This window comes from Campylobacter troglodytis (assembly GCF_006864425.1).
In the GTDB taxonomy this organism is placed as follows: Bacteria; Campylobacterota; Campylobacteria; order Campylobacterales; family Campylobacteraceae; genus Campylobacter_D; species Campylobacter_D troglodytis.
In genome coordinates, this window is record NZ_QHLI01000009.1 from 35,205 (window position 1) to 58,133 (window position 22,929).

Consider the following 22,929-nt stretch of genomic DNA (forward strand, 5'->3'; position numbering starts at 1 on the left):
AATGAAAAATACAAGCACAAATGTAATCTCACCAAGCGATACCAAAGAGCATGTTATAGATGGCTATCATTTTAAGGTGATGAGTGAATTCACAAGCCCTCAAAAGCAAGAGCCAAAAAAAGATGAGTCCCAAGCTTCAACCCAAACTCAAGATCCTGTAAGCACTGAAAATCCACAAAACACAGAAGCTGACAGACAAATTCTAATCGAACAAGAAGCCAAAAACGCACAAAAGATCTTAGATCTAATGAAAGAAAAAGAAGACATCATAGACAAGGCAGCAAGGGCTGAGACCCAGCTTGAAATGAAGCTAGAAAGTCAGCAAAAAGAATTCAGTGCAAATTTAGAACTTGCCAAAAAGGAAGCCGAGCAGCTAGGCTATGAAAGAGCAAGGACTCAAAACGAGCTAGAATTAAATGAATTAAGAGAGAAATTCAGCAAGTCCATAGCCAAGCTTGATGAGGTTTGTGCAAATTTAGAGCTTTTCATAGCTAAAAATGAAAAGGAATTAGCAAGTGCAGCCATTGAAATAGCCCAGGATGTAATAGATCAAGAGCTAAGTGAAAACTCGGCTAAAATAGCTCTGAATTTAGCCAAAAAGCTCATCACAGAGCTTGAGGGTGCAGCTAATATAGAGCTTAAAATTAGCCCAAGCGATTATGACTTTGTTAAGAGCAATTTGGCTGAGAATTCAAGGTTAAAAATAAGCCTTGATGATGCCATTAGCAAGGGTAGCGTAGTGATTTTAAGCGATAAGGGAAATATAGAATCAGATCTTAACAATAGGCTTGATAAGATTAAAAAAATGGCAAATTAATGAACTGCAAAGACTTAAAAAAACTTTCTTTGCAAGAACTTGAAAGTCTTGCAAAGGATCTTCGCAATCAGATCATTACAGTTGTTAGCAAAAATGGAGGACATTTAAGCTCAAATTTAGGAGCTGTTGAGCTTACAATAGCTATGCACTCCGTCTTTGAGTGCGAAAAGGATCCCTTTATCTTTGATGTCTCACATCAAGCCTACACTCATAAATTACTCACAGGAAGGGCTGAAATTTTTGACAGCCTAAGAAAATTTAAGGGTTTAAGTGGCTATACCAAGCCAAATGAGGGAGATTATTTTGTAGCAGGGCATTCAAGCACCTCAATTTCTTTGCTTGTTGGAGCTTGTAAGGCAATAGCCTTGAAAAAGGAGCAAAGAATGCCAGTAGCCCTCATAGGAGATGGGGCTATGAGTGCTGGCATGGTGTATGAGGCACTAAATGAGCTTGGAGAGAGAAAATATCCCTGTGTTATTATCTTAAATGACAATGAAATGAGCATTTCTAAGCCCATAGGGGCTATTTCAAAGTATTTATCAGGGGCTATGGCAAGTAGTTTTTATCAAAAATTCAAAAAACGAGTTGAAAATTTTTTAGAATACCTCCCCCCAAGTGCTACTTATATGGCAAAACGGTTTGAGGAAAGCTTAAAGCTTATAACGCCGGGTATTTTGTTTGAGGAGCTGGGACTTGAATATATAGGGGTTATCAACGGACACGATCTAAGTGAGCTAATACCAGCCTTGAAAAAGGCAAAGGCTATGCAAAAACCTTGCTTGGTGCATACTCAGACCATCAAGGGCAAGGGTTATGCACCGGCTGAGGGCAAACTTGCAAGTTGGCACGGAGTAAGTGCCTTTGACATAGCCACAGGAAAGGCTCTTAAAAAGCCTAGCTCAAAGCCCAGTGCTACCGAGCTTTTTAGCCAAAATTTGCTAAATTTAGCCCAAAAATACGAAAATGTAGTAGGAGTTACAGCAGCTATGCCAAGTGGCACAGGGCTTGACAAGCTCATTGAAAAATATCCCACTCGCTTTTGGGATGTAGCCATAGCCGAACAACACGCCGTTACTTCAATGGCAGCTATGGCAAAAGAGGGCTTTAAGCCCTTTATAACAATTTATTCCACCTTTTTGCAAAGAGCTTATGATCAAGTAATTCACGACTGTGCCATTATGAATTTGTCCGTTGTCTTTGCTATGGATAGGGCTGGCATAGTTGGTGAGGATGGAGAGACACACCAAGGAGCCTTTGATGTGAGCTTTTTGTCTGCTGTGCCAAATTTAACCCTACTTGCACCGCGCGATGCAGCTATGATGGGTGTGGTTATGGACTTTGCCTACGCTCATAAGGGTTGCATAGCCTTTCGCTATCCTAGGGGAAGCTTTATCTTAGATGATGAGTTTAGCCCTTGTGAGCTTAAGCTTGGCAAAGCTCAAATCTTAATTGAAAATTCAAGTGAGCTGGCATTTTTAGGCTACGGACAAGGAGTTGGCACTGCAAAATGCGTCTTAGACGAGCTTGAAACACAGGGCTTAAAGGACTATGCAAATTTAGTGGATCTCATCTTTGCCAAGCCCTTGGATAAAAACTTGCTTAAAAATTTAGCCAGCAAAACAAAGTTTTGGTTTGTATTTTCCCAAGGTGCAAAAATCGGCGGCATAGGCTCATTGCTTTCGTCTTTCTTGCAAGAAGAGGGCTTAAATCACATAAGGCTTGTAAGCTTTGAGTATGAGGATAAATTCATAGAACACGGCTCTACAAGCGAGGTAGAAGCTTCATTAGGACTTGGCACAAAGGAACTTGCTGAAAAAATCAAGCATTTTTGTGCTAGGTGAATTTTTTGACAAAGCAGACAAAAATCATAGGCTCAAGACAATTTAAGCGGATTTTCTCTTATCAACTTTAATAAATTTTGATAAAGATTTTGTCTCAAAATTTTCGCCTTAATTCTGTTTCTTTTAGATGAAGCATAAAATTACCCTTTTTTTGATTCTTTTTAATTTGCTTAATCTATGCTTGGCATAGCCTCAGAAATTTTCGATTCCGTTAATGTGATTTTTGTTATTTGCAAACTCATTTTTAGAATGTTTTACTCTATAATGTGCCTTTGCACCGAAATCCACTAAGCCGTCATAACCTCTCCCCCAACAATCACTATAAATTCTGCCTCATTCATAACTGCTTAAATCTCGTATAATAGGCAAAAGTTCATTTGAATTATTTACTACTTGAGTATAAACGCTAGTCTAGCGTTTTAACATGCCTTCTTGCAAAGTTGCAAGTATAACGAAGCAAACACACAGATGTTTTTCTCTTACTCTTTTAGCAGTGAAATAGCTTTCATCTATTTCAATTTCGCCATTTAATGTAGAAATTTTTTCACATTCTTGTGCTATTCAGATTCTAATATTTTTAATGATTTTATTGATACTTTGGCGAGATATTTTGCTTAATTTTGCAATTTTTATGGCTTTAATATCAAGGCTTCTTGAAAAGTTACGAGTGTAACGAAGTAAAAAAATACTTTACAATTTCTCTAAATTTAGCCTCTGAAATTTTGAAACGATTGATATACTTCTTTTTCATCGACACAATCATAATTTAAAACTTCTTTATTGGAGATTAAGTTGTCTTGAGCCTAATTCTTTTGTTTCAAATTTACACTTTTGAAATATTTTGTGAAAGATTTTTGCTTAAAATTATAGTTTTTTATTGCAACAAATTTAAATTTGTAGATTTTGATATAACAAGCGATAAACAAGCTATTTATCTTTCATACATTTAGGCTAAAAGGCCTTAAAATTTTAGATTAAGCTCTTTGCAGATAAAAATTGACAAAATAAAGTGTTTTTTATAAATTTTTTAGTATAATCACGCTTAAATAAACATTAAAAAGGATAAAAAATGGTTGTAAGGGTCGAAAATCCAAATGATAGAACAGCTTATTTAGAGCTAAACCGCGATGATATAGAGCTTTTGCTTGAGGAATTAGTACTTCATTATGAAAATTTAGACCAGTTTATAGAAGCCTTTGATCTCTTAGAGGTTACCTCAAAAATGGGCGATGATTTAAATGAATGAGACATATTTGTATCCTTTGTGGGTTTGATTTTATTAATACTTTAATTTTGATAACTTTTATTTTAATTTAAGCAAAAAAATACTACACTTTTACAAATTTTATATTTGATTTCAATATTAAGGTTTGTAAAATGCGTAAATTTTTACTTCTTTTATCCATCTTTGTTACAGTTTCTTTTGCTCGCGTGGATGATTATATAGCTGAGGCAAACATAATTAAAGGTATTTTACACGAAAGTATAGAGCTTTACAAACAGGGTAAAGCTGATGAGGCTAAGAAGAAGAGCGAGGATGCGTATTTTCAGCATTTTGAAAATATGGAAGGTCCTATAGGTAGAAATGTAGGACGAAAAGCCATCACTATGGAGAGAAAATTCTCAAATTTACGCAGAATGTATAAGGACAAGGCTGAGTTAAACAAGATAGAAGCCCTTGTTGAAAGTCTTATTTTTGATCTAGATGAGGTTGCTCCTATCATACAAACCGGCTTTCGTTTAGAGGCTGAAAAAAGCGATACCACAGATGATAAGATTGCAGAGGCTGCTTCTTTGGAGGCTGAAAAAAAGCGTCAAGCAGAAGCTGATGCCTTATTTGCTTTGTTAGGAGATTCTGATACTCAGCCAAGTACCCAAAGTAGCGAAGATATTCAAGAACAAGAAAATTTAGCACAAGCCTCAAATCAAGAAGCCTCACAAAGCCAAGAGGATATGGATACTATCTCAGAGCTTCAAGCTGCCTCTGCTATCAATATAAAATTGCAATTTTTAATGGACAATATCTCTACAAAATTCCTAGAAGCTGCGAATGAGTTTAAAAATAACAATATACAATCCGCCAAGGATCTACTTCACAGTGCCTTGTTTGATGATTATAGAAACTCAAAAGCAGAGGTGGTAGTTAGTGGCTTTACGACGGCTGGCTTGGATGCAAAAATTCAGCAAGGCATAAGAAGTCTTATAGCTAAATTTGATGAGGCAAATATAGACGAAAGGACATTAAGAACAGAGCTTGAAAAGATAGAGGAGCTGATCTTTGATGCCTTCTTGCAAATCCCAGAGGATCAAATTGCTAAAATTCAAGTCTCAGGCTTTGATGAAAATGCTATTAATGTAACTGATTATTCAAAGGTAGCTGATGATATTAAAATAGCCTTGGATAATATCTTAGAAGATTATCAAGGTTTTAGTAAATCCAGCATAGATGCCTTGCAAAATACCTATCTTGATATATTTGAGGCAAGTGGTATGGAAAGCAAGGTTGGTGCTGTTGATAGCAATATGAAGCTTAAAATAGAAAGTCTCTTTTCTCAAGGGGTAGCACTCATTAAGGCTAGTGCCTCAAAGGATGAGTTAAGTACCACCTTTGATGAGTTAAATACCCTAGTAGCCTCAATGGTAGATAAGATTCAAGAATCCACCCCCTATGCACTTTTCATTTGGGCTTTTGGTATCATCATAAGAGAGGGTTTGGAGGCTCTTATCATAGTAGTAGCAATAGTTTCTTATCTCATACAAAGTGGGAACAAAAACCGTCTAAACATAGCCTACTCAGCCCTTCTAACAGGTATAGTGTTAAGTTTCGTAACAGCCTTTTTGGTGTCTTGGATCTTTAAGCAAAATGCAGGTCAAAGTAGGGAGTTAATAGAAGGCATTGCTATGCTACTTGCTGTTGGCTTACTCTTTTATGTTGGCTTTTGGTTACTTTCAAATGCAAGAAACAAGCAGTGGGCTAATTTCATCAAAGGACAAGCGGTTGCTGCTATATCTAAGAATTCAGCTACAACTCTTTGGTGGACCGTCTTTTTGGCTGTGTATAGAGAGGGAGCCGAGACTGTGCTCTTTTATCAAGCCTTATTTTTTGATGCAAGAACTAGCACTGATTATGGGGCTGTTTTTGCTGGGCTTGGAGTTGGTTCTTTGATAATTATAATTTTATATTTCTTACTTAAAGCAGGAGCCATTAGAATTCCTGTAAAGCAGTTTTTCTATCTTACCTCTTATATCATTTTTTATATGGTCTTTGTTTTCACAGGCAAGGGCATTGGTGAGCTTATCGAGGGTAAGCTTATTACGCCTACCTTTTTGCCCATTAAATTTGATGCGATTTTGTGGCTTGGAGTGTATCCATACTACGAAACTCTCATTCCCCAGCTTATAGTTTTAACAATGCTTATCTTAGGCATTTTTATAACACATAAAATTACATCTTCACAAGGAGTAAAACGATGATTAAAAGATCATTATTAAGCATTGCAGCAGCAGCTGTTTTTGCAAGTGGCGTTTTTGGTGCTGAGGTGCCAATTGGTGATCCTATAGAAAGAAATGGTATGGAGATAGCTGCTGTTTATCTTCAACCAATAGAAATGGAACCAAAGGGTATAGATCTAGCTGCTTCTTTGGCTGATATTCACCTTGAAGCTGACATTCACGCTATCAAGGGTAACAAAAACGGCTTTCCAGAGGGCTTTTGGATACCCTATCTTAGCATAGCCTATGAGCTTAAAAATCTTGACACAGGTGGGGTTAAAAGGGGAACCTTTATGCCTATGACAGCTGATGACGGCCCTCACTATGGTGCAAATATAGCTATGGAAAAGGATAAAAGCGGTAAATTTGGACCTGGTAATTACGAGTTGACCTATATCATTGAAAATCCTGAAAAGCAAGGCTTTGGTCGCCACACTGACAAGGAAACAGGGGTTGGCAAGTGGTTTCAGCCTTTTAAGGTAAGCTATAAATTTAAATACACAGGTGCCCCTAAGTAAGCACTAACTCCTAGCTTTTGGCTAGGAGAGCCTTTGTTAAATTTAAAAAGGATTTGAAATTGAGCATTTATTTTCTTCATTTTTTTTCTGTTTTTTTGCCCTTTGTCTTTATTAGCTCCTTTGCTACTGCTGTAGTTAAAGATTTATTTAAAATTTTCATAGCCTCTTTTTTGGCATTTTTGTTTGGATATTTTACATTTTTTATTTCTGCTGCCTATCTTAAAACAGATGAGCTTCATTTTTATACCAACACAGTTTTTCTTTTTAGCCTCTTGGTGCTTTTTATTTTAAGTCTTATACAAAAAGAACTTTTTATATTTAGACTTGCTTTTATGTTCTTAATGAGCTTTGCCTTTGCTATAAGGTATTATTATCTAAGTCAGGATTTTCCTATCTTTACAAGCTCTTTACTTGACAGTCAGGCAATTTTTTCTATATCTTTTATATTGTTAGCCTTTGTTTTGTGCTTTGTGCTTTTCTTTTTCTTGCGTTGGCAGTTTAGCTTAAATAAAAAATTAAGCTTGGTAATTTTAAGCCTTGTATTTTTGTGTGAATTTGATAAAAGTTTGGCAAACATCTTACTCATTGCTATGAGGGAGCATTTTATAGATACTCATTCTTTTACTTTGTCTTTTGTGGCTAAGAGCTTGTATTATTCTAAGATGATGAATTATTTATATATGTTCTTTGTACTTGTTTTGGCCTTTGCTTCTTTGAAATTTAAGATAAAAAATCTAGCTAAAAAACATTTATTTGACATAGCTTATAGAAAAAACGAGGCAAATACCTTTAAAATCAATGCCTTTTTTACATCCAGCCTTGCTAGTGTGCTTATTGCCTTTGGTATAGTTTTGCATTTTGATTTAGTAGCCTCTAAGCCCATAAATATAGATCCACCAACCGAGCTTTTGCCAGATGAAAATGGGCTTTTTGTCTTTGATATAGAGCTTTTAAGAGATAATGGCTTACACCGATTTGCTTATGTAACAAGCGAGGGCAAGGTGGTGAGATTTTTTTTGATGAATAAAAGAGAGGATAGAGATTCACCTGTTGCCGTTTTTGATGCTTGTATGATTTGTGGAGAGATGGGCTATGTAAAAAGAGGAGGGGAGCTTATTTGCATAGCTTGCAATGTAAGGATCTTCCTTTTGAGCGTAGGTAAAGAAGGAGGTTGTAATCCCATACCCCTCAAATACGACTTTGATGGAGAAAAGATCACAATCAAGCTTGAAGATGTGATTTATGGCTCAAATTTCTTTACAGAGATCAAAGAAGTCATGGTAACAGATCCTGTTTCAAAGGGACAAATACTTAACTCAAAGGCTGAGTATTCTTACATTTACAAGGGCTTTACTTATTATTTTGAAACTAAGGAAAATTACGATGCCTTCGTAAATGATCCTCAAAGCTATGTGGATAATAATCTAAGTGCTAGATTTAGAATTCAAGGCTATGAGGAGGGCATTTGATGGGCTTAGATCTTAAAAAAGGAGGCTTTAAATGTTGTGGGCTATGATTAAAAGTTCTATTTTTAAGAATAAAATTCAAAAGATCTTGGTGTTTTTAACCTGCTTTTTGGCTACCTTGCTTTTATGTGCTATGCTAAATATCACTCTTGGTATAGGAAATGAGGTAGGAAAGCAGCTTAGAAGCTATGGTTCAAACATCATAGTTTTGCCAAAGGGTTCTAATCTTAGCATAGAAGTAGGGGGCAAGATTTATGAGCCTTTGAAAAATAAAAGCTACTTAGAGGAAAATGATCTACATAAGATCAAAGAAATTTTTTGGAGAAATAACATCACAGCCTTTGCTCCTTTTTTGGATGGTTCTGTTATGATGAAGGACAAGGAAGTGCTTATTATAGGCACTTATTTTGACAAGCACATTGAAATTGCTGATGAGGATGATTTTAGCACGGGCATAAAAAATTTATATCCTATCTTGCAAGTTGATGGAGAGTGGATAAAAGACGATGATAGTAGCAATATAATGCTTGGCGATGAATTTGCAAGTAAAAATTCCTTAAAAATTGGAGATACTGTGAATTTAAATGGCTTAGAATTTCAAGTAGTAGGCATCTTGCATAACGCTGGTAAGAATGCAAACAAGATCATTATGAGCTTAAATTTAGCCCAGCAAATGCTTAATAAACAAGGTGTTTTCTCACACGCAGAGGTCTCAGCCTTAACCATACCAGAGGATGATCTTTCTCAAAAGGCTCGCCGGGATACAAGCTCTTTAAATCAGCTTGAATTTGACAAGTGGTATTGTTCTGCTTATGTAAATTCAATAGCCTATCAAATAGAAGAGGATTTCAAAGGTGCAAGTGCTAAGCCTCAAACAGCAATTAGCGATGCTGAGAGCTTAATTATTAGTAAGATTCAAAGCCTTATGGGGCTTACAGCCTTGATTTGCTTGGTTGTTTCAAGCATTGCCATTGCTAGCTTGATGAGTAGTGAAATTCACTCACGCAAGAAAGAGATCGGACTTTTAAAGGTCTTAGGAGCCAATGCCTTTCAAATTTATGTGATCTTTGCTAGCGAAAATGTGCTTGTAGCCTTGATAGCAGCCTTGTTTGGCTTTGCTTTTGGAGTAGGGCTTAGCGAGCTTATAGCCTTAAGTATTTTTGATTATACCATTGCTATTAGCTTTATAGCACTTCCTTTGTGCCTTGCCTTTGCCCTTATCATCGTGCTTTTAGGTTGCTTGCTTTCTTTAAAAGATATAGTAAATCTACTTCCTGTGCAGGTGCTTTATGGTAAATAGTTTTTTAACAAGAGAGCTTTTTAAAAGCCTTATTTTTTCATTTAGAAGGGTATTTATCATCATACTTGCGATCTTTATCGCCGCCCTTGTGAGTTCTGCTTTTTTGAATATTTATTTTGACATTGACACCAAGCTTTCCAAGGAGTTAAAGGCTTATGGGGCAAATTTAAATATTTTATCAATGCAAGAAAATGAAAACATCAGCAACGAAGCCTTTGAAAGAGCAAAAAAAGAGCTTAATACAAGAGGGGTAACCCCTTATCTTTACTCCTTTTTAAATGTTGATGGGGCTGAGACCTTGGTACTTGGCACAGATTTTGGCTCTTTAAGGCTTACAAAGCCCTTTATAGATGTGCTTGAGGGTAGCTTTTCTTTGAGTGATTTTAAGGCTGATTCTGCCTTTATAGGCAAAGATTTAGCAAATAAGATCATAAGTGGCAACAAACAAGAAAGCTTAAAATCCCTAATAGGACGAGAGCTTGAACTTTACGGACTTGATGGGGAAAAGGCTGCCTTAAAGATCAAGGGCATTTTATCAAGTAATGATGAATTTGATACACTTTTTTTAGCACCTCTTGAGGTGGTGCAAATTTTAAGTAAACAAGAGGGCATAAACTATGCCACAGGTCTAGTTTATGGAAACTATGATGATGTAAGTGAGGTAGCTGCTAGAATTAGCGATGAGGAGCTAAACGCAAAGCCTATTTCCTCGGTATCTTTAAGCGAGGGTTTGGTGCTTGACAAGCTTAAGGCATTGATGTTTTTAATAGTACTTGTGGTCTTAATCATAGCCTCAACTAGCGTTAATACCACTCTCAGCTCCATCATTTTTTCTCGCAAAAAAGAAATAGCACTTCATTTAGCTTTGGGTGCAAGAAAGGCTGACATAGCCAAGCTTTTTGGGCTTGAATGCCTTGTGCTTGCCCTTATAGCTTCATTTTTGGGCATAATTTTTGGTTATGCCCTTGCCAATGTCTTTGGATGGATTATCTTCAATGCTGGCATTGATTTTCGCTTTAAGGCTGCTGTTTTAGCAGTGCTTATCTCGCTTGTCTTTGCCTTTTTTGCGGCATTTTTTCCAATAAAAAAGGCATTAAATATCAATGTATGTGATAATTTGAAAGGTGAATAATGAAAGAGGTAATTAAAATTCAGCATCTAAACAAGCTTTTTGGAGAGGTGAAGGCCTTGCAAGATATTAATTTTACAGTGCTTGAAGGAGAGTGGCTTGCCATAATGGGTCCAAGTGGTAGTGGCAAATCCACGCTTTTAAACATACTTTCTTTGATGGATGAGCAAAGCAATGGGGAGTATTTTTTAGGAGGCGTAAATGTTGGCACCCTTAATGAGGAGGCAAAAACTGTTATTCGCAGAGAGAAGATAGGGCTTATTTTTCAGCAATTTCACCTCATACCATATCTTAATGTCCTTGAAAATGTGATGTTAGCTCAGTTTTATCACTCAAGCGTTGATGAGGAGGATGCAAGGGCTGTGCTTGAAAAGGTGGGGCTTTCGCACCGCTTGAAACACCTTCCAAATGAGCTTAGCGGTGGGGAGCAGCAAAGACTTTGCATAGCAAGAGCCTTAATCAACAATCCCGAGCTCTTACTAGCAGATGAGCCTACTGGTAATTTGGACGAGGCAAATGAAAAAAAGGTGCTTGAGCTTTTAAGACAGCTTAAAAATGAGGGTAAAACCATAGTTTTAATCACTCACAATGAAATGCTAGGCAAACAGGCTGATAAAATGATGATCCTTCGCCATGGAGTAATGCAAAATGCTTGAAATATTTAGCCCTTTTTTTTCAAAGCTTAGTAACTTTGGCTTAAAATTAGCTAGAAAGCTAAGAGCAAAAGCCTTTTTAAGCTTTCTTTCAAGGCTCTTTTTTGCTAGAAAAAAAAGACCTCCTTTGGCACTTAGAACCTTTCTAAATTTAGCAAAGGATCAGCTAAAAAGTTCTTTTGCAAGTAGGATAAAAAAGCAGTTTTTAACTGTGCTTTTAAGTTTTATCTCAGTAAAAACTCAAGCACCCTATGTGCTTAAACAAGGCTTAATGTCAAAATTTAAGCAAGATTTTAGTTTAAATTTAGAAAACAAAGTTATAACAAGCTTTAATGCCTTATTTGATCATTTTTTGCCTATTTTAAAAGCTTGCCCCTTAAAAATTTGCAAAAACACAGTGTTTTATGTGAATTTATATAAAAAATTCACACAGTCTAGTTTTGTTTTACTTAGTTGCTTTTTTTTATCTGCTTGTTTTTATTCAAATGGAGGGGAGGTTGGCAAGGAAGCTCCTAAAATTTCGGCTAAGAATTTATTAGGTGAGGCTGTGAATTTACCACGCGACAAGGTGGCTGTTTTGGTATTTTTCGAGGATGGATGCAAGGCTTGTTTGCAAGAATTGCCCTTGCTTGATAGCTTTGCAGGAGAAAATTTAGACAAGATTAAGATCATAGGCATAAATTCAGTAGATGAGTTGGCAAAGATTGCCGAGCTTAAAAAAGAACTTGGAATTGATAATATCATTTTTACAAAGGATGATTTGGATCTTTCTTGGCAAAGATATAGCATCTTTGCCCTACCAACAACCATCATCATCAAAGAGGGCGTGGTGGTGGAACGTTTAATAGGAGATAAGCCTTGGCAAAATTTGCACTCAAAGCTCTTGTCCTTGCTTTAAGCATCTTTTTTGTAGGCTGTGAATTTAAGCGAGATTTTGAGGCCATAAATAGCGAAAAAAGCTATAAATTCAGCTTTAATGGCTTTGAAAAAAGATTAGATTTAGGCACTCAAAAACCCTTTGCACTTGTTTTTTTTACCAAAGACTGTGGCGTTTGCAAGGAGCAAATTCGCATACTAAATGAGCTAAAAGCAAAAAATGAGGTCCCAAAAGAACTTGCTAATTTTGATTTCTTTGTTGTTTTAAACGATGCACAAGATAAAGAAGATGCCATCCTTTTTGCCAAAGAAAAGGGTATAGCTTTTCCACTTTTTTATGAAAAAAGGGCAAGTGAGCTTTTATCTCGTGCTGTTGGTGGAATTTATGGGGTGCCTGTTACTGTTTTTTTTGATAAAGAGGGCATTCAAAGAGAGCTATTTATAGGACTTACGCTAGAAACTCTTTTGCTTAAAGAGCTTGTCAAAATACTTTGATCTAAGAGAAGGGCTTTTTGCAAATTTTTTGCTTTTGTTCTTAAAAAATGGCTTAGAGCTTTTACTTTGTGAATTTTATATTTTAATGTCAATTTTTTATAAAAATCAAGTCTTTAAAAACAGTTGCAAACTAAAACATAGATCTTATAGTATAAAAGCCTTCTTATTATTAAGTTTATGCTACAATAAGCCTAAAAATTCAAGGCACAATATGGCACACAAAGCTAATCAAAACTCACTAATAAAATCAAACAAAGATCCCAAAAATCTTAGCGCCCACAAAAAAGGCAGTAAAAATGAGGCTTTAAAAGAAAGTAAAAGCTTACTCAAAGATATACAAAAAAATGATCCTTCAAATTCTGTATCAGTTGTAATCTTAGCCGCAGGGCTTGGCACGAGGATGAAAAGTGCTACTCCAAAGGTGTTGCAAAAACTTTGCGACAAGGCTATGATCTTGCATATTTTAAAGCAAGCTTTTGTTGTGAGCGATGATGTAACAGTGGTGCTTTATCATCAAAAAGAAGAAGTTGCCGCCGCTATTTTAAGTGAATTTCCGCACACAAAAATCATCACACAGGATCATTTAAACTACCCAGGCACAGCAGGTGCTTTGCGAAACTATGCTCCAAAACACGACAAAATCATAGTTTTATGTGGGGATATGCCCTTAATTAAGGCTTTATCCTTGCAAGAAATGCTTAAAATGCTTGAAAAATCAAATCTTGTTGTGGGGGTGTTTGAAAGCGAGAATCCTAAAAACTACGGACGAGTTATCATCAAAAAAAATAAAATCGAAAAAATCGTTGAATTCAAGGACGCAAGCGACACCCAAAAAAGCATAAATATCTGCAACAGCGGGGTTTATGCCCTTGATAAAATGCTTTTAAACGAGCTTTTGCCAAAGATAGATAACAAAAACGCCGCCAAGGAGTATTATTTAACGGATCTTGTAAGTTTGACACATAAAAAGGGTGAGCCTATCTTGCCATTTTTTGCCTGTGAGCGTGAATTTATGGGCGTTAATGATAAAATTGAACTTGCAAGGGCTGAAAATTTAATGCAAGATGAGCTTAAAGAAGCTTTAATGCGTGAGGGTGTCATCTTTCATAATCCTCAGTCAAGTTTTGTAAGCCTTGATGCTAAGTTTATAGGCGAGTGTGAGCTTTATGAAAATGTGAGAATTGAGGGAAAGAGCGTGATTGAAAGCTCTGTCATAGAAAATTCAAGCATTATAAAAGATAGTACAGTAAAAAATTCACACATTAAGGCTACAAGCGTGATTGAAGAAAGTCTAGTTGAAAGCTCGGATGTGGGACCCTTGGCTCACCTTCGCCCCAAATGCAAAATTAAAAATTCACACATAGGTAATTTTGTAGAGTGTAAAAACGCCCTTTTGCAAGGGGTTAAGGCTGGGCATTTAAGTTATTTAGGAGACTGTGAAGTAGGGGATGGCTCAAATATAGGTTGCGGGACCATCACTTGTAATTATGACGGACTTAAAAAGCATCGCACCCTCATAGGCAAAAATGTCTTTGTGGGCTCAGATACTCAGCTCATAGCACCTGTAAGTGTGGCTGATGATGTCATAATAGCTGCTGGAAGCTGCGTTACAAGCGATGTGCCAAAAGGTGCTTTGTTTATAAATAGGGCGAAAGAACAAATCGTCAAGGATTATTTTTACAAAAAATTTGGGCTTAAAAAATGAGAATTGTTAAAAAATTCACGCTTAATTTTGGCGAGAAAAATTATGAAAATTTCGCTAAATTTTAAGGCTATAACTTTTATAAAAAATTGAATTTAAATAGCTTGACTTTGTAAAAAATTCAGCAAAAAGCGTGAATTTTTAGTGAATTTATATTAGAAAAAGGTAAAAATTTTAAAATTAAAAAGGGCAAAAAATGTTGCTTAAAGATAAAACCATTTTATTAGCCATAAGTGGCAGCATAGCCTTTTACAAGGCTTATGAGCTAATTTCAATGCTAAAAAAAGAAGGCTTGAAAGTAAAGGTGCTTTTAAGCGATGGGGTCTTAAACTTTGCTAGTCATTTAAGCTTTGAAGCCCTGTGTGATGGGGTTTTAAGCAAGGAAAATGAAACTTGGGTGGGGGCTAAAAATGTGGGTCAAATGTGTGAAAACGACAAAAATCACATAGCCTTTAGCAAGGACTGCGATGCCATAATTTTTGCCCCTGCAAGCGTGAATTCCATAAATAAATTAGCCAACGGCATAGCCGATAATCTTTTCATTCAAACCCTAATCGCCTCAAATGCCCCTCTCATCATAGCCCCAGCAGCCAACACAAGAATGCTTAATCATTTTAGCACACAAAACTCGCTTACCCTTTTGAAAAAAAACGGTGCCACAGTTATAGAGCCTATAAGCAAGGTTTTAGCCTGTGGGGAGCTTGGAGTAGGGGGCTTAGCAGAGCTTGAAAGCATCATTTTTGCCCTTAAAAGAGTGCTTTTAAAGGATGAGTTTTTTGTAGGCAAAAAAGTGGTAATAACAGGGGGTGGCACGAGGGAGAAAATCGATGAGGTTCGCTACATAGGCAATTTTTCAAGTGGCAAAATGGCCAAAGCCCTTGCAGATGCCTTTTATGCACTTGGTGCCACTGTAAGCCTTTTAAGCTCGGTTGATTTTGAAAATCTGCCTTATGAAAGCAAGCATTTTGAGAGTGTCGCTGAGCTTGAAGCCTTAATGAGTGAGCATAAAAACGATGATTTCTTGCTAATGAGTGCGGCTGTGAGCGATTTTTTACCCACATTTCACAAGGGCAAACTTAAAAAAAGCGATTTTAAACAAGGTTTAAGTTTGAGCTTAAAGCCAGCTAAAGATTTGCTTAAAAACCTTGAATTTAAGGGCAAAAAGATAGGCTTTAAGCTTGAATTTGAGGCAAAAAATGCCTTAGAAAACGCCAAAAATTCACTAAAAGAAAAAGGCTTAAATATGATTTGCCTAAATGTTTTAAGCCCTACAAACAAAGCCTTTGCAAGTGATATGAATGCCTTAACGCTTATCACAAAGGATTTTACTGAGGATTTAGGGCTTAAAAGTAAGCTAGATTTAGCCTTTGAAATAGCAAAAAGGTGTAAAGAACTATGAGTATGATAAATGCTACCTTGCCCATTGATATGAGGGTCATAGCAAGGCACAGCTTCAACCGCTACACCCTGCTTTTAAATCATAAAGAAGTTAGCACCAAAAGCCTAATCGAGCTTGAAATAGGAGCTGAGTATATAGCAGAACTTTATGAGAACAAAGGGGGCGTAATCACCTTTAAAAATCTTTACAAAAAGCCAAAGATCGCCTTTTTTGAGGAAGGGCTTGCTTTGATAGTTAGGCTTTTAGAAGAGCCTAATTTTAATTTTAAAGCCTTTGTTTTAAGCTCCTTAATAGGCTCAAAAAATAGCACAACTTTTAGCATTTACAAAGAAATGCTCTTTGCACTCTCGCAAAATATTTATCATATTCCCTTTGTATTTGAGAATAAACCTTGCTTGTTTCAGCTTAGATTAAGCACGAAGCAAAGCGAGCTTTTTTTGTTTTTTAGTGTATTTGGAAATTTAAAGCTGGTTATGAAAGAGGGCTCAAATACGGTTTATACCCCCTTTTACAAGGTAGCAAGGTTTTTAAAAGAGCATTTAAGCCTTGATATAGTGCAAGAAAAAAGCGTTACTAGTATGTTTGAGTTTAAAAAACTGCTTGATTTTAAGGGATAAAAATGAGTCAAAAAAACAAATTAAATCACCTTGCCGTTGTGATGGATGGAAATAGACGTTGGGCTTTGAAAAATGGCTTTTTGAAAGAAATAGGCTATACTCAGGGAGTTAAAATTGTCGAGCGACTCATTCGCATTTGCGTTGAAGAAGAAATTTCAAGCCTCACTCTTTTTGCCTTTAGCACCGAAAACTGGGCTAGACCGCAAGATGAAATAGACTTTATCTTTGCACTTTTAGAAAAGGTTTTGGACGAAAATTTGCAAAGGTGCATTGACAATAATATAAAACTTCGTGCCATAGGCGATTTAAGCCGTTTGCAGCCACATTTAAGAGCAAAAATCAAAAACGCCGAAGATGCCACGAAAAATTGCGCCCTTTTATGCGTAAATATGGCTATAAGTTATGGAGCCAAAGATGAGATAGTGCGTGCGGCTCAAAAGGTGGTTACGCAAGGATTAGAGCTAAATGAAAAAAACATAAGTGCGAATTTGGATTTGCCTTTGGATGTGGATTTAATCTTGAGGGTTGGCAGTGCAAAAAGGCTTTCAAATTTCTTGCTTTGGCAGTGTGCTTATGCTGAGATTTGTTTTAGCGATACCTTGTTTCCGGGGCTTACAAAAAGGGAGTTAAAACGTGCCATTAGGGAGTTTTACAAACGCGAGAGGACCTTTGGTAAATGATAATTTTTGTTTTTTTGTTTGGGCTTTGCGTTGGTTCTTTTGTATTTGCTTTTTATGAGAGATTTTGTGCTAAAAAGCCCATTTTACAAGCCCGTTCATTTTGCTTTAAATGCGAAAAAAGGCTTAAATTTTATCATTTAATTCCGCTTTTATCTTTCATTTTTTTGCGTGGAAGATGTGGCTTTTGTGGGGCAAAAATCAGCCCTTTAAGTCCTTTTTGCGAGCTTTTGTGTTCGCTTTTATTTGTTTTTGCATTTTTTCTTAGCTTAAATGCTGAATTTAATGCTTTAAGCGGTGAATTTAATGCCCTAAATGACAGTAAGATCAATGTGGCTTTTGGGGGCATTTTAAATGCCTTAAACAGTGATTTCATAGAAATTTTAAGCCTTATTGATGCTCAAAAATTCACGTTAAATTTTATCTTTTTGGCACTTTTTTTAAGCACGGTTTTGCTTTTATCCTTAATTGATTTAAAACTAAAAGCCGTCCCTGAAACGCTTTTGTGGGCGGCTTTTATCCTTGCTTTTTGTTATAGCGTGAATTTAAACGATATTTATGGCTTTTGGGGCGAAATTGATGGCTTTGTGCTTAATGCCCCCATTTTTGCTGGCCTTTTTTTCTTGCTAAAAAGCCTTGTTTCTTGCGTTTTAAATTTCAAAAGACAAAATGAAAACTTAGAAAGTATGGGCGAGGGGGATATTTTAATCATAGCCGCAATGGGCGGAATTTTAGGGTTTACAAAGGGTTTTTGTGTCATTTTTTTAGCTGCCATTTTGGCTTTGCCACTTTGTATGTATTTTAAGCTTTTAGAGAGCAAAAAAGCAAAAAGGGTTGAATTTTTAAGTCAAGGTGCTGAATTTAAAAGCAAAAACTGTGAATTAAGAGCCATAAATTCAAGCACAAAAAAAGAAATTCAAGCTCACAAAGGCTTAAAAATTGCAACTCATTCCTACGAACTGCCCTTCATCCCCTTTTTAAGCCTTGCCTTCGTGCTTGTTTTGGCACTTGGAGAGTTCTTATGAGGCTTGTTTATCGCTACTTGCTAAATCAGTTTTTAAGCACCCAGCTCTCGCTTTTTGGAGTGCTTTTTCTCATAGTCTCAATGGTCTTTTTCATTCAGCTTGCTAGAATGACAGCTAGCATTGAAATTAGCCTTGGGGATTTTTTCAAGCTTTATAGCTTTATGCTACCTCGAATTCTCATTTTTACTATGCCTTTAAGTTTTTTTATCTCCCTTACGATGACGCTTCACAGGCTCTCACGCGAAAATGAAAGCATAGTGTATTTCACCCTTGGCTTTTCGCCGAAGTTAATCGCAAGGTTTTTTTTAAGACTAGCTGCTTTGTTTAGTGCCTTTGGGCTGGTGATTTCTCTTGTTTTCATACCCGTTGCCTTTGTCTTGCAAAATAATTTCATTGATTTTAAAAAAACCCAGGTGAAATTAAATATAAAAACGGGCGAATTTGGGCAAAAATTTATGGACTGGCTAATTTTTGTCGAGGAAGAAAATAACGGAGTTTATCAAAATATTATTATGTATCGCCCTGTTAAGAATTTAAACGAGAAGGAATTTTTTATCATTGCAAAGCAAGGAATTTTAGAAAGAAAGCAGCAAAATTTATCCTTTAAACTCATAAACGCAAATGTCTATAATTTCGAGCAAAATCAAACCGTGTATGCTGGGCATTTTGAGGATATGATTATAAACACCCTCATTAGCTCAGACATTGACAGCAAGAAGTTTTACGAGTATTACAGCGATTTAAATACAAATGACAAAAGGGCAAAGGAATTTGTCATCTACACCCTAATAGCCCTTTTTCCCCTTGCTAGCACGCTTTTTGCCCTGTCCTTTGGCATAGTAACCTACCGCTATGACAAGGGGAATGCGTATCTTGGAATTTTTCTTGTAATAGGGCTTTATTTTGGGGCTTTGAGCCTTTTTTATAAGCCTCCCTTTGTGGCTGTGGCTTTGATTTTTTTGAGTGCTTTTTTGGCTTCTTTTGTTCTTTTTAAAAGGAAGATTTTAAATAGATATTAGCTTTTAAAAATGTTGAATTTTAAAGAAAATTTGTGGGTTTGAATTTAAGTTACAATCTTTGAATTTTAAGGCAAGTTTTTAGTTTTATTTAAATTTTAAAACTTGCAAAAATGCAAGTAATTTTAATAAAAATTTTTTTTCGTGTTAAATTTTTTATTATTGAGTGCTTTTAAAAAAGTGTCAAAAAATTCACACAATTTTAATAAAAAAATTCAAACAAATTTAAAAGGCAAATTTTTATGAAGCTAAAACTCATCTTTTCTTACGATGGCTCAAAATTTCAAGGCTCAGCCACCCAGCCTCATCAAAACAGCGTCCAAGACGCACTTGCAAAGGCTTTAAGGCATTTAGGCATTTACGAAAAGCCCCTCTTTGCCTCACGCACAGATAAAGGCGTTCACGCTTTAAACGCCGTGGCGAGCGTGAAGTGTGGGGAGCATTTTAGGGATTTAAATGCCCTAAAAGCTCTAATCAACCGCTTTTCTCGCCCTAACATTAACATTAAATTCACAAAAATAGTAAGTGAAAATTTTCAGCCTCGCTTTGATGCCAAAATGAGAGAGTATCGCTACTTGCTTTATCACGGTGCATTTAATCCCTTTTTAAGCTCTTATTTTCACTTTTATCCTAAAATTGATATTAAAAAGGCAAATGAAATCTTGTCCCTTTTTGTAGGCACTCACGATTTTAGGCTTTTTGCAAAGCAAAACAGCCCCAGCAAGGACAGCAAACGTAGTATTTTCATAGCCAAGGCTTACTCGCATAAGGATTTAACCGTGTTTAAATTCAGGGCAAATGGCTTTTTGCGCTCTCAAATTCGCCTTATGATGAGCGGGGTTTTAGCCGTGCTTGAGGGAAAATTAAGCAAAGATAATTTAAAAGAGCAAATTTTAGCCAAAGCCTCTCACATTCGCACCCCCACCCCACCAAACGCCCTTTATCTTGCGAGGATTTTTTACTAAAACTTAAGCTTATTTAAGTATAATATTTCGCTTCAAATTATTTTGAAAGATCAACCAAGCTTTTTAAAAGCAAGAAAGGTAAAATATGAAAAAACTAGCTTTAGCTGTTTTTCTTCTTTTTGTTGCACTGTTTTTTGTTGCTTGTGAGCAAAAAAAGAGTGAGCCAGCCACTCAAAGCCAAGAGCCTACTAGCGAGGCCAGCTCAGCCCTTGATACGATCAAGCAAAACGGTGTCATTCGCATAGGTGTGTTTTCTGACAAGCCTCCTTTTGGCTACATAGATGCAAGTGGGGTAAATCAAGGCTATGACATAGTCTTTGCTAAACGTATAGCAGCTGAGCTTCTAGGCGATGAAAACAAGGTGCAGTTTGTCTCTGTAGAGGCTGCAAACCGAGTGGAGTTTTTGAAATCTGACAAGGTAGATGTTATTTTAGCAAATTTCACTCAAACTCCTGAAAGGGCTCAGCAGGTGGATTTTGCTCTTCCCTATATGAAGGTTTCTTTGGGCATTGTCGTGCCTGAGGGCTCTGAAATTACGAGCGTTGAGGACTTAAAGGACAAGAAGCTTATAGTAAATAAAGGCACCACAGCAGATGCATTTTTTACCAAAAATCACCCTGAGATCGAGCTTATTAGATTTGATCAAAACACAGAGACCTTCAATGCCTTCAAGGATGGGCGAGGTGATGCCCTAGCACACGATAATACCTTGCTTTTTGCTTGGGCTAAGGAAAATGAGGGCTTTAAGGTGGTTGTGCGTGAGCTTGGTAGCAAGGATGTCATAGCCCCAGCCGTTCAAAAGGGAAATGATGAGTTAAGAGCTTTTATAGATGAGTTAATAGTTAAGCTTGCATCTGAGAGTTTCTTTCACAAGGCTTATGAGACCACTCTTAAAGCTGCCTTTACAGATGATATAAATGCCGATGATGTCGTTATCGAGGGTGGAAAGTATTAGAAAATCAAGATCCTTTTGGGATCTTGATTTGTATGAAGAGTCAAATGTCACCGTTTAAGTTTCGGTGCTAAATTTAGGCGATTGATACTTTTAGCTAGAATGACCTAGGATTTTTCCTAAGCCATTTCAACAAAATTTTATACAAATTTTCGTTTTTAACCTTGACATTAGATCTAAATTCAGTTTCCTTCAAATGAAGGTAGAAAAATTCCTTTGCCGTGAAACTGACTTAATCTAGCCTTTGTAAGGTCCTCAGAAATTCACAATTTTGTTGATATGATTTCGTCCGTTTGCAAACTCATTTTTAGAGTGTTTTACCCTGTAACTTTGCTCCTTCTACTGCGCAGTTGCAAGACGAAACGAAGTAAAAAATCCACCAAACCATCATAGAATTTTAGTCCATCGCTGTAAATTTCACTTTCTTTAAGCTATGCAAAGTACTTTATGATAGGCAGCAACTCTTTGGCAGAGTAAGTGCTTGAGTGTATAAACTCGTGCGATTTCGCTTTAACATTCCTTCTCGCAGAGGGACAAGAGGCTTAACGAAGTAAAAACATAGGTGTCTTGCGACCAGCCCCACGCCCACGCTTTCCACGCACACCACCGAAATAACTCTCATCAACTTCAACCACTCATTTTCTAAAGAAACTTCGTTTTGCTGATTTTTTCGCACTCTTTAAGGGTTAAAAGCTTGTTGCATAATTGCATTCACGCAAGGGCGAGAAACCTTGCACAAAACGGCGATTTTGCTTACGCAAATGTTAGCACAAAAGCATTCTAAAATTGATTAAATTTTCGCTTTTAAATGTAGGGCAAAAATATATACTTATTTAACATCGATTTTACCAAGCTTTGGGCCGTAATTATATCAGCTAAAAGTATCAATCGCCTAAATTTAACTAAAAAGAAAATGTGTAGCGAAGTCCTATAGCATAAGGCTGTTTTAGCTTTATTGTTGCTACATCAGGTGCTACTCCTAAATCCTTTGTTTGCTCCATTAAGCCTATCCTACCAAAAAGTTCTATGCCATGAGCTGAGGCTATGCTAGCTCGTAAGCCAAGATTAATCCCTGCATCAAAGCCGTTTGTGCTTTTTTCTGTATCCTCTGGGTCATTTGGATCTGCTTTTGAGCTGTGGTTTGCATAGCCAAGATATATGCCAGCAAAAACACCAAGATCAGCAGTAGGGCTTGAAGCAAAATTATATATGCTGTCAAAATTTGCATAGATATTGGAGCTATTTATTTTGGAAGTATCCTTTGTATAGGGTGCATAATCATAACTAGCCTAGCCCCAAAGTTTTCTCCAAAAAACTGCTCCAGCTACAACTCCGTATCTACCTCCGTTTAGGCTATCACTTGCAGATACTTCGCCACTACTTGCTTTTAGATCAAGGCTACCATAACCCACATTCACGCCAACAAAAACGCCACTTACCTCAGCCACCGCACTAGTAGCAACTAAACCAGCCAAAACTAGGCTTAACGCAATTTTTCTCATAAAGAGTCCTTTAAAGTGAATTTCTTAGCAAAAAAACTAAGATACAAGATTCTACCCCCCCCCAATGAAGAGTAAATGAGGCTTAAAAATTTGAGTTTTTTGTGAATTTTATAAATTTAGGCATTTGAAATTTTGTATTTTTGTTAAATTTGAGCTTTTTATAAAAGATCTTTGATCTTTTTTAGATGCTTAGTTGGTTTAGGTTTTTATGCAAAGAGTTTTAGTCTTGAGTCCTTGATCTTTTTAATCTGCTTGGTTTAGGGAGTGAAGGTGGGAGGCAAAAAGATCCAAGCTAGGGATATTTTTGTTTTGATTCATGCTTTGTAATCTTATTTTATCGCTTTTTATTTTGAAATGATGAGCTTGTGAAATTTTGATAATTTTAAAAGGCTCAAGATACTTTAATAGGATTTTCTCTTATCAATTTCAGAAAATTTTGATAAAGATTTTGTCCTAAATTCTTCGTATTATATCTAAATTCTGTTTC

Annotated in this window: 21 protein-coding genes and 3 pseudogenes; 19 read left to right on the top strand and 5 right to left on the bottom strand. The window is 36.4% G+C overall.

Going from position 1 to position 22,929, the window contains the following annotated elements:
- Position 1: 1 nt before the first annotated feature.
- Positions 2–817, top strand: a complete 816-nt coding sequence (gene fliH / locus DMC01_RS03265; RefSeq protein WP_142692858.1) for a flagellar assembly protein FliH — start codon at positions 2–4, stop codon at positions 815–817.
- Complete coding sequence (gene dxs / locus DMC01_RS03270; RefSeq protein WP_142692859.1) at positions 817–2,658, top strand: 1-deoxy-D-xylulose-5-phosphate synthase; 1,842 nt, start codon at positions 817–819, stop codon at positions 2,656–2,658. Before fliH ends, dxs begins: the two co-directional genes overlap by 1 nt.
- 32 nt (positions 2,659–2,690) lie before the next feature.
- Here the strand turns inward: dxs and DMC01_RS03275 are convergent.
- Positions 2,691–3,421 (bottom strand): annotated as a pseudogene (locus DMC01_RS03275) (IS1595 family transposase).
- 306 nt (positions 3,422–3,727) lie between these two features.
- Here DMC01_RS03275 and DMC01_RS13180 point away from each other — a divergent pair.
- From DMC01_RS13180 to DMC01_RS03355, 17 genes are all read left to right on the top strand, one after another.
- Positions 3,728–3,904: a hypothetical protein gene (locus DMC01_RS13180; RefSeq protein ID WP_185908653.1), complete on the top strand. Its 177-nt coding sequence runs from the start codon at positions 3,728–3,730 to the stop codon at positions 3,902–3,904.
- Positions 3,905–4,020: 116 nt separating this feature from the next.
- On the top strand, positions 4,021–6,132 hold the full coding sequence (locus DMC01_RS03280) for an FTR1 family iron permease (protein WP_246058977.1): 2,112 nt from the start codon (positions 4,021–4,023) through the stop codon (positions 6,130–6,132).
- A complete protein-coding gene (locus DMC01_RS03285; RefSeq protein WP_142692861.1) occupies positions 6,129–6,668 on the top strand; it encodes an iron transporter in 540 nt (179 codons plus the stop codon). The genes DMC01_RS03280 and DMC01_RS03285 overlap by 4 nt, the downstream gene beginning before the upstream one ends.
- Before the next feature lie 59 nt (positions 6,669–6,727).
- Complete coding sequence (locus DMC01_RS03290) at positions 6,728–8,137, top strand: Fe-S-containing protein (protein WP_142692862.1); 1,410 nt, start codon at positions 6,728–6,730, stop codon at positions 8,135–8,137.
- 31 nt (positions 8,138–8,168) lie between these two features.
- Positions 8,169–9,434, top strand: coding sequence for an ABC transporter permease (locus DMC01_RS03295; RefSeq protein ID WP_142692863.1), 1,266 nt, complete (start codon positions 8,169–8,171; stop codon positions 9,432–9,434).
- On the top strand, positions 9,424–10,566 hold the full coding sequence (locus tag DMC01_RS03300) for an ABC transporter permease (RefSeq protein WP_142692864.1): 1,143 nt from the start codon (positions 9,424–9,426) through the stop codon (positions 10,564–10,566). Before DMC01_RS03295 ends, DMC01_RS03300 begins: the two co-directional genes overlap by 11 nt.
- The gene (locus DMC01_RS03305) at positions 10,566–11,219 is read left to right on the top strand and encodes an ABC transporter ATP-binding protein (RefSeq protein WP_142692865.1); all 654 of its coding nucleotides are present in this window, start codon (positions 10,566–10,568) and stop codon (positions 11,217–11,219) included. The genes DMC01_RS03300 and DMC01_RS03305 overlap by 1 nt, the downstream gene beginning before the upstream one ends.
- Positions 11,212–12,114, top strand: a complete 903-nt coding sequence (locus DMC01_RS03310) for a TlpA family protein disulfide reductase (RefSeq protein WP_142692866.1) — start codon at positions 11,212–11,214, stop codon at positions 12,112–12,114. Before DMC01_RS03305 ends, DMC01_RS03310 begins: the two co-directional genes overlap by 8 nt.
- Positions 12,075–12,587 (top strand): TlpA family protein disulfide reductase, encoded by a 513-nt coding sequence (locus DMC01_RS03315; protein WP_142692867.1) that lies wholly within the window; start codon positions 12,075–12,077, stop codon positions 12,585–12,587. Before DMC01_RS03310 ends, DMC01_RS03315 begins: the two co-directional genes overlap by 40 nt.
- Before the next feature lie 211 nt (positions 12,588–12,798).
- On the top strand, positions 12,799–14,292 hold the full coding sequence (gene glmU / locus DMC01_RS03320) for a bifunctional UDP-N-acetylglucosamine diphosphorylase/glucosamine-1-phosphate N-acetyltransferase GlmU (RefSeq protein ID WP_142692878.1): 1,494 nt from the start codon (positions 12,799–12,801) through the stop codon (positions 14,290–14,292).
- A gap of 193 nt (positions 14,293–14,485) precedes the next feature.
- A complete protein-coding gene (coaBC, locus tag DMC01_RS03325; RefSeq protein WP_142692868.1) occupies positions 14,486–15,688 on the top strand; it encodes a bifunctional phosphopantothenoylcysteine decarboxylase/phosphopantothenate--cysteine ligase CoaBC in 1,203 nt (400 codons plus the stop codon).
- A complete protein-coding gene (locus DMC01_RS03330) occupies positions 15,685–16,305 on the top strand; it encodes a hypothetical protein (RefSeq protein ID WP_142692869.1) in 621 nt (206 codons plus the stop codon). Before coaBC ends, DMC01_RS03330 begins: the two co-directional genes overlap by 4 nt.
- A gap of 2 nt (positions 16,306–16,307) precedes the next feature.
- Positions 16,308–16,985 carry a polyprenyl diphosphate synthase gene (gene uppS / locus DMC01_RS03335; RefSeq protein ID WP_142692870.1) on the top strand — a complete coding sequence of 226 codons (678 nt, stop codon included), beginning with the start codon at positions 16,308–16,310 and terminating at the stop codon, positions 16,983–16,985.
- Entirely contained in the window at positions 16,982–18,007 is a 1,026-nt protein-coding gene (locus DMC01_RS13185; protein ID WP_185908655.1) for a prepilin peptidase, read from the top strand. Before uppS ends, DMC01_RS13185 begins: the two co-directional genes overlap by 4 nt.
- On the top strand, positions 18,004–19,026 hold the full coding sequence (locus DMC01_RS03345; RefSeq protein WP_142692871.1) for an LptF/LptG family permease: 1,023 nt from the start codon (positions 18,004–18,006) through the stop codon (positions 19,024–19,026). The genes DMC01_RS13185 and DMC01_RS03345 overlap by 4 nt, the downstream gene beginning before the upstream one ends.
- Positions 19,027–19,265: 239 nt before the next feature.
- Positions 19,266–19,988: a tRNA pseudouridine(38-40) synthase TruA gene (gene truA, locus DMC01_RS03350; RefSeq protein WP_142692872.1), complete on the top strand. Its 723-nt coding sequence runs from the start codon at positions 19,266–19,268 to the stop codon at positions 19,986–19,988.
- A gap of 85 nt (positions 19,989–20,073) precedes the next feature.
- Positions 20,074–20,943 carry a cysteine ABC transporter substrate-binding protein gene (locus tag DMC01_RS03355; RefSeq protein WP_142692873.1) on the top strand — a complete coding sequence of 290 codons (870 nt, stop codon included), beginning with the start codon at positions 20,074–20,076 and terminating at the stop codon, positions 20,941–20,943.
- Positions 20,944–21,037: 94 nt separating this feature from the next.
- Here the strand turns inward: DMC01_RS03355 and DMC01_RS16420 are convergent.
- From DMC01_RS16420 to DMC01_RS14770, 4 genes and pseudogenes are all read right to left on the bottom strand, one after another.
- A pseudogene (locus DMC01_RS16420) lies at positions 21,038–21,572 on the bottom strand (transposase); the annotation flags it as partial.
- 270 nt (positions 21,573–21,842) lie between these two features.
- Positions 21,843–22,187, bottom strand: a complete 345-nt coding sequence (locus DMC01_RS03365) for an outer membrane beta-barrel protein (protein ID WP_142692874.1) — start codon at positions 22,185–22,187, stop codon at positions 21,843–21,845.
- 42 nt (positions 22,188–22,229) lie between these two features.
- Positions 22,230–22,442: a hypothetical protein gene (locus DMC01_RS03370; RefSeq protein ID WP_142692875.1), complete on the bottom strand. Its 213-nt coding sequence runs from the start codon at positions 22,440–22,442 to the stop codon at positions 22,230–22,232.
- 391 nt (positions 22,443–22,833) lie between these two features.
- A pseudogene (locus DMC01_RS14770) lies at positions 22,834–22,929 on the bottom strand (IS1595 family transposase); the annotation flags it as partial.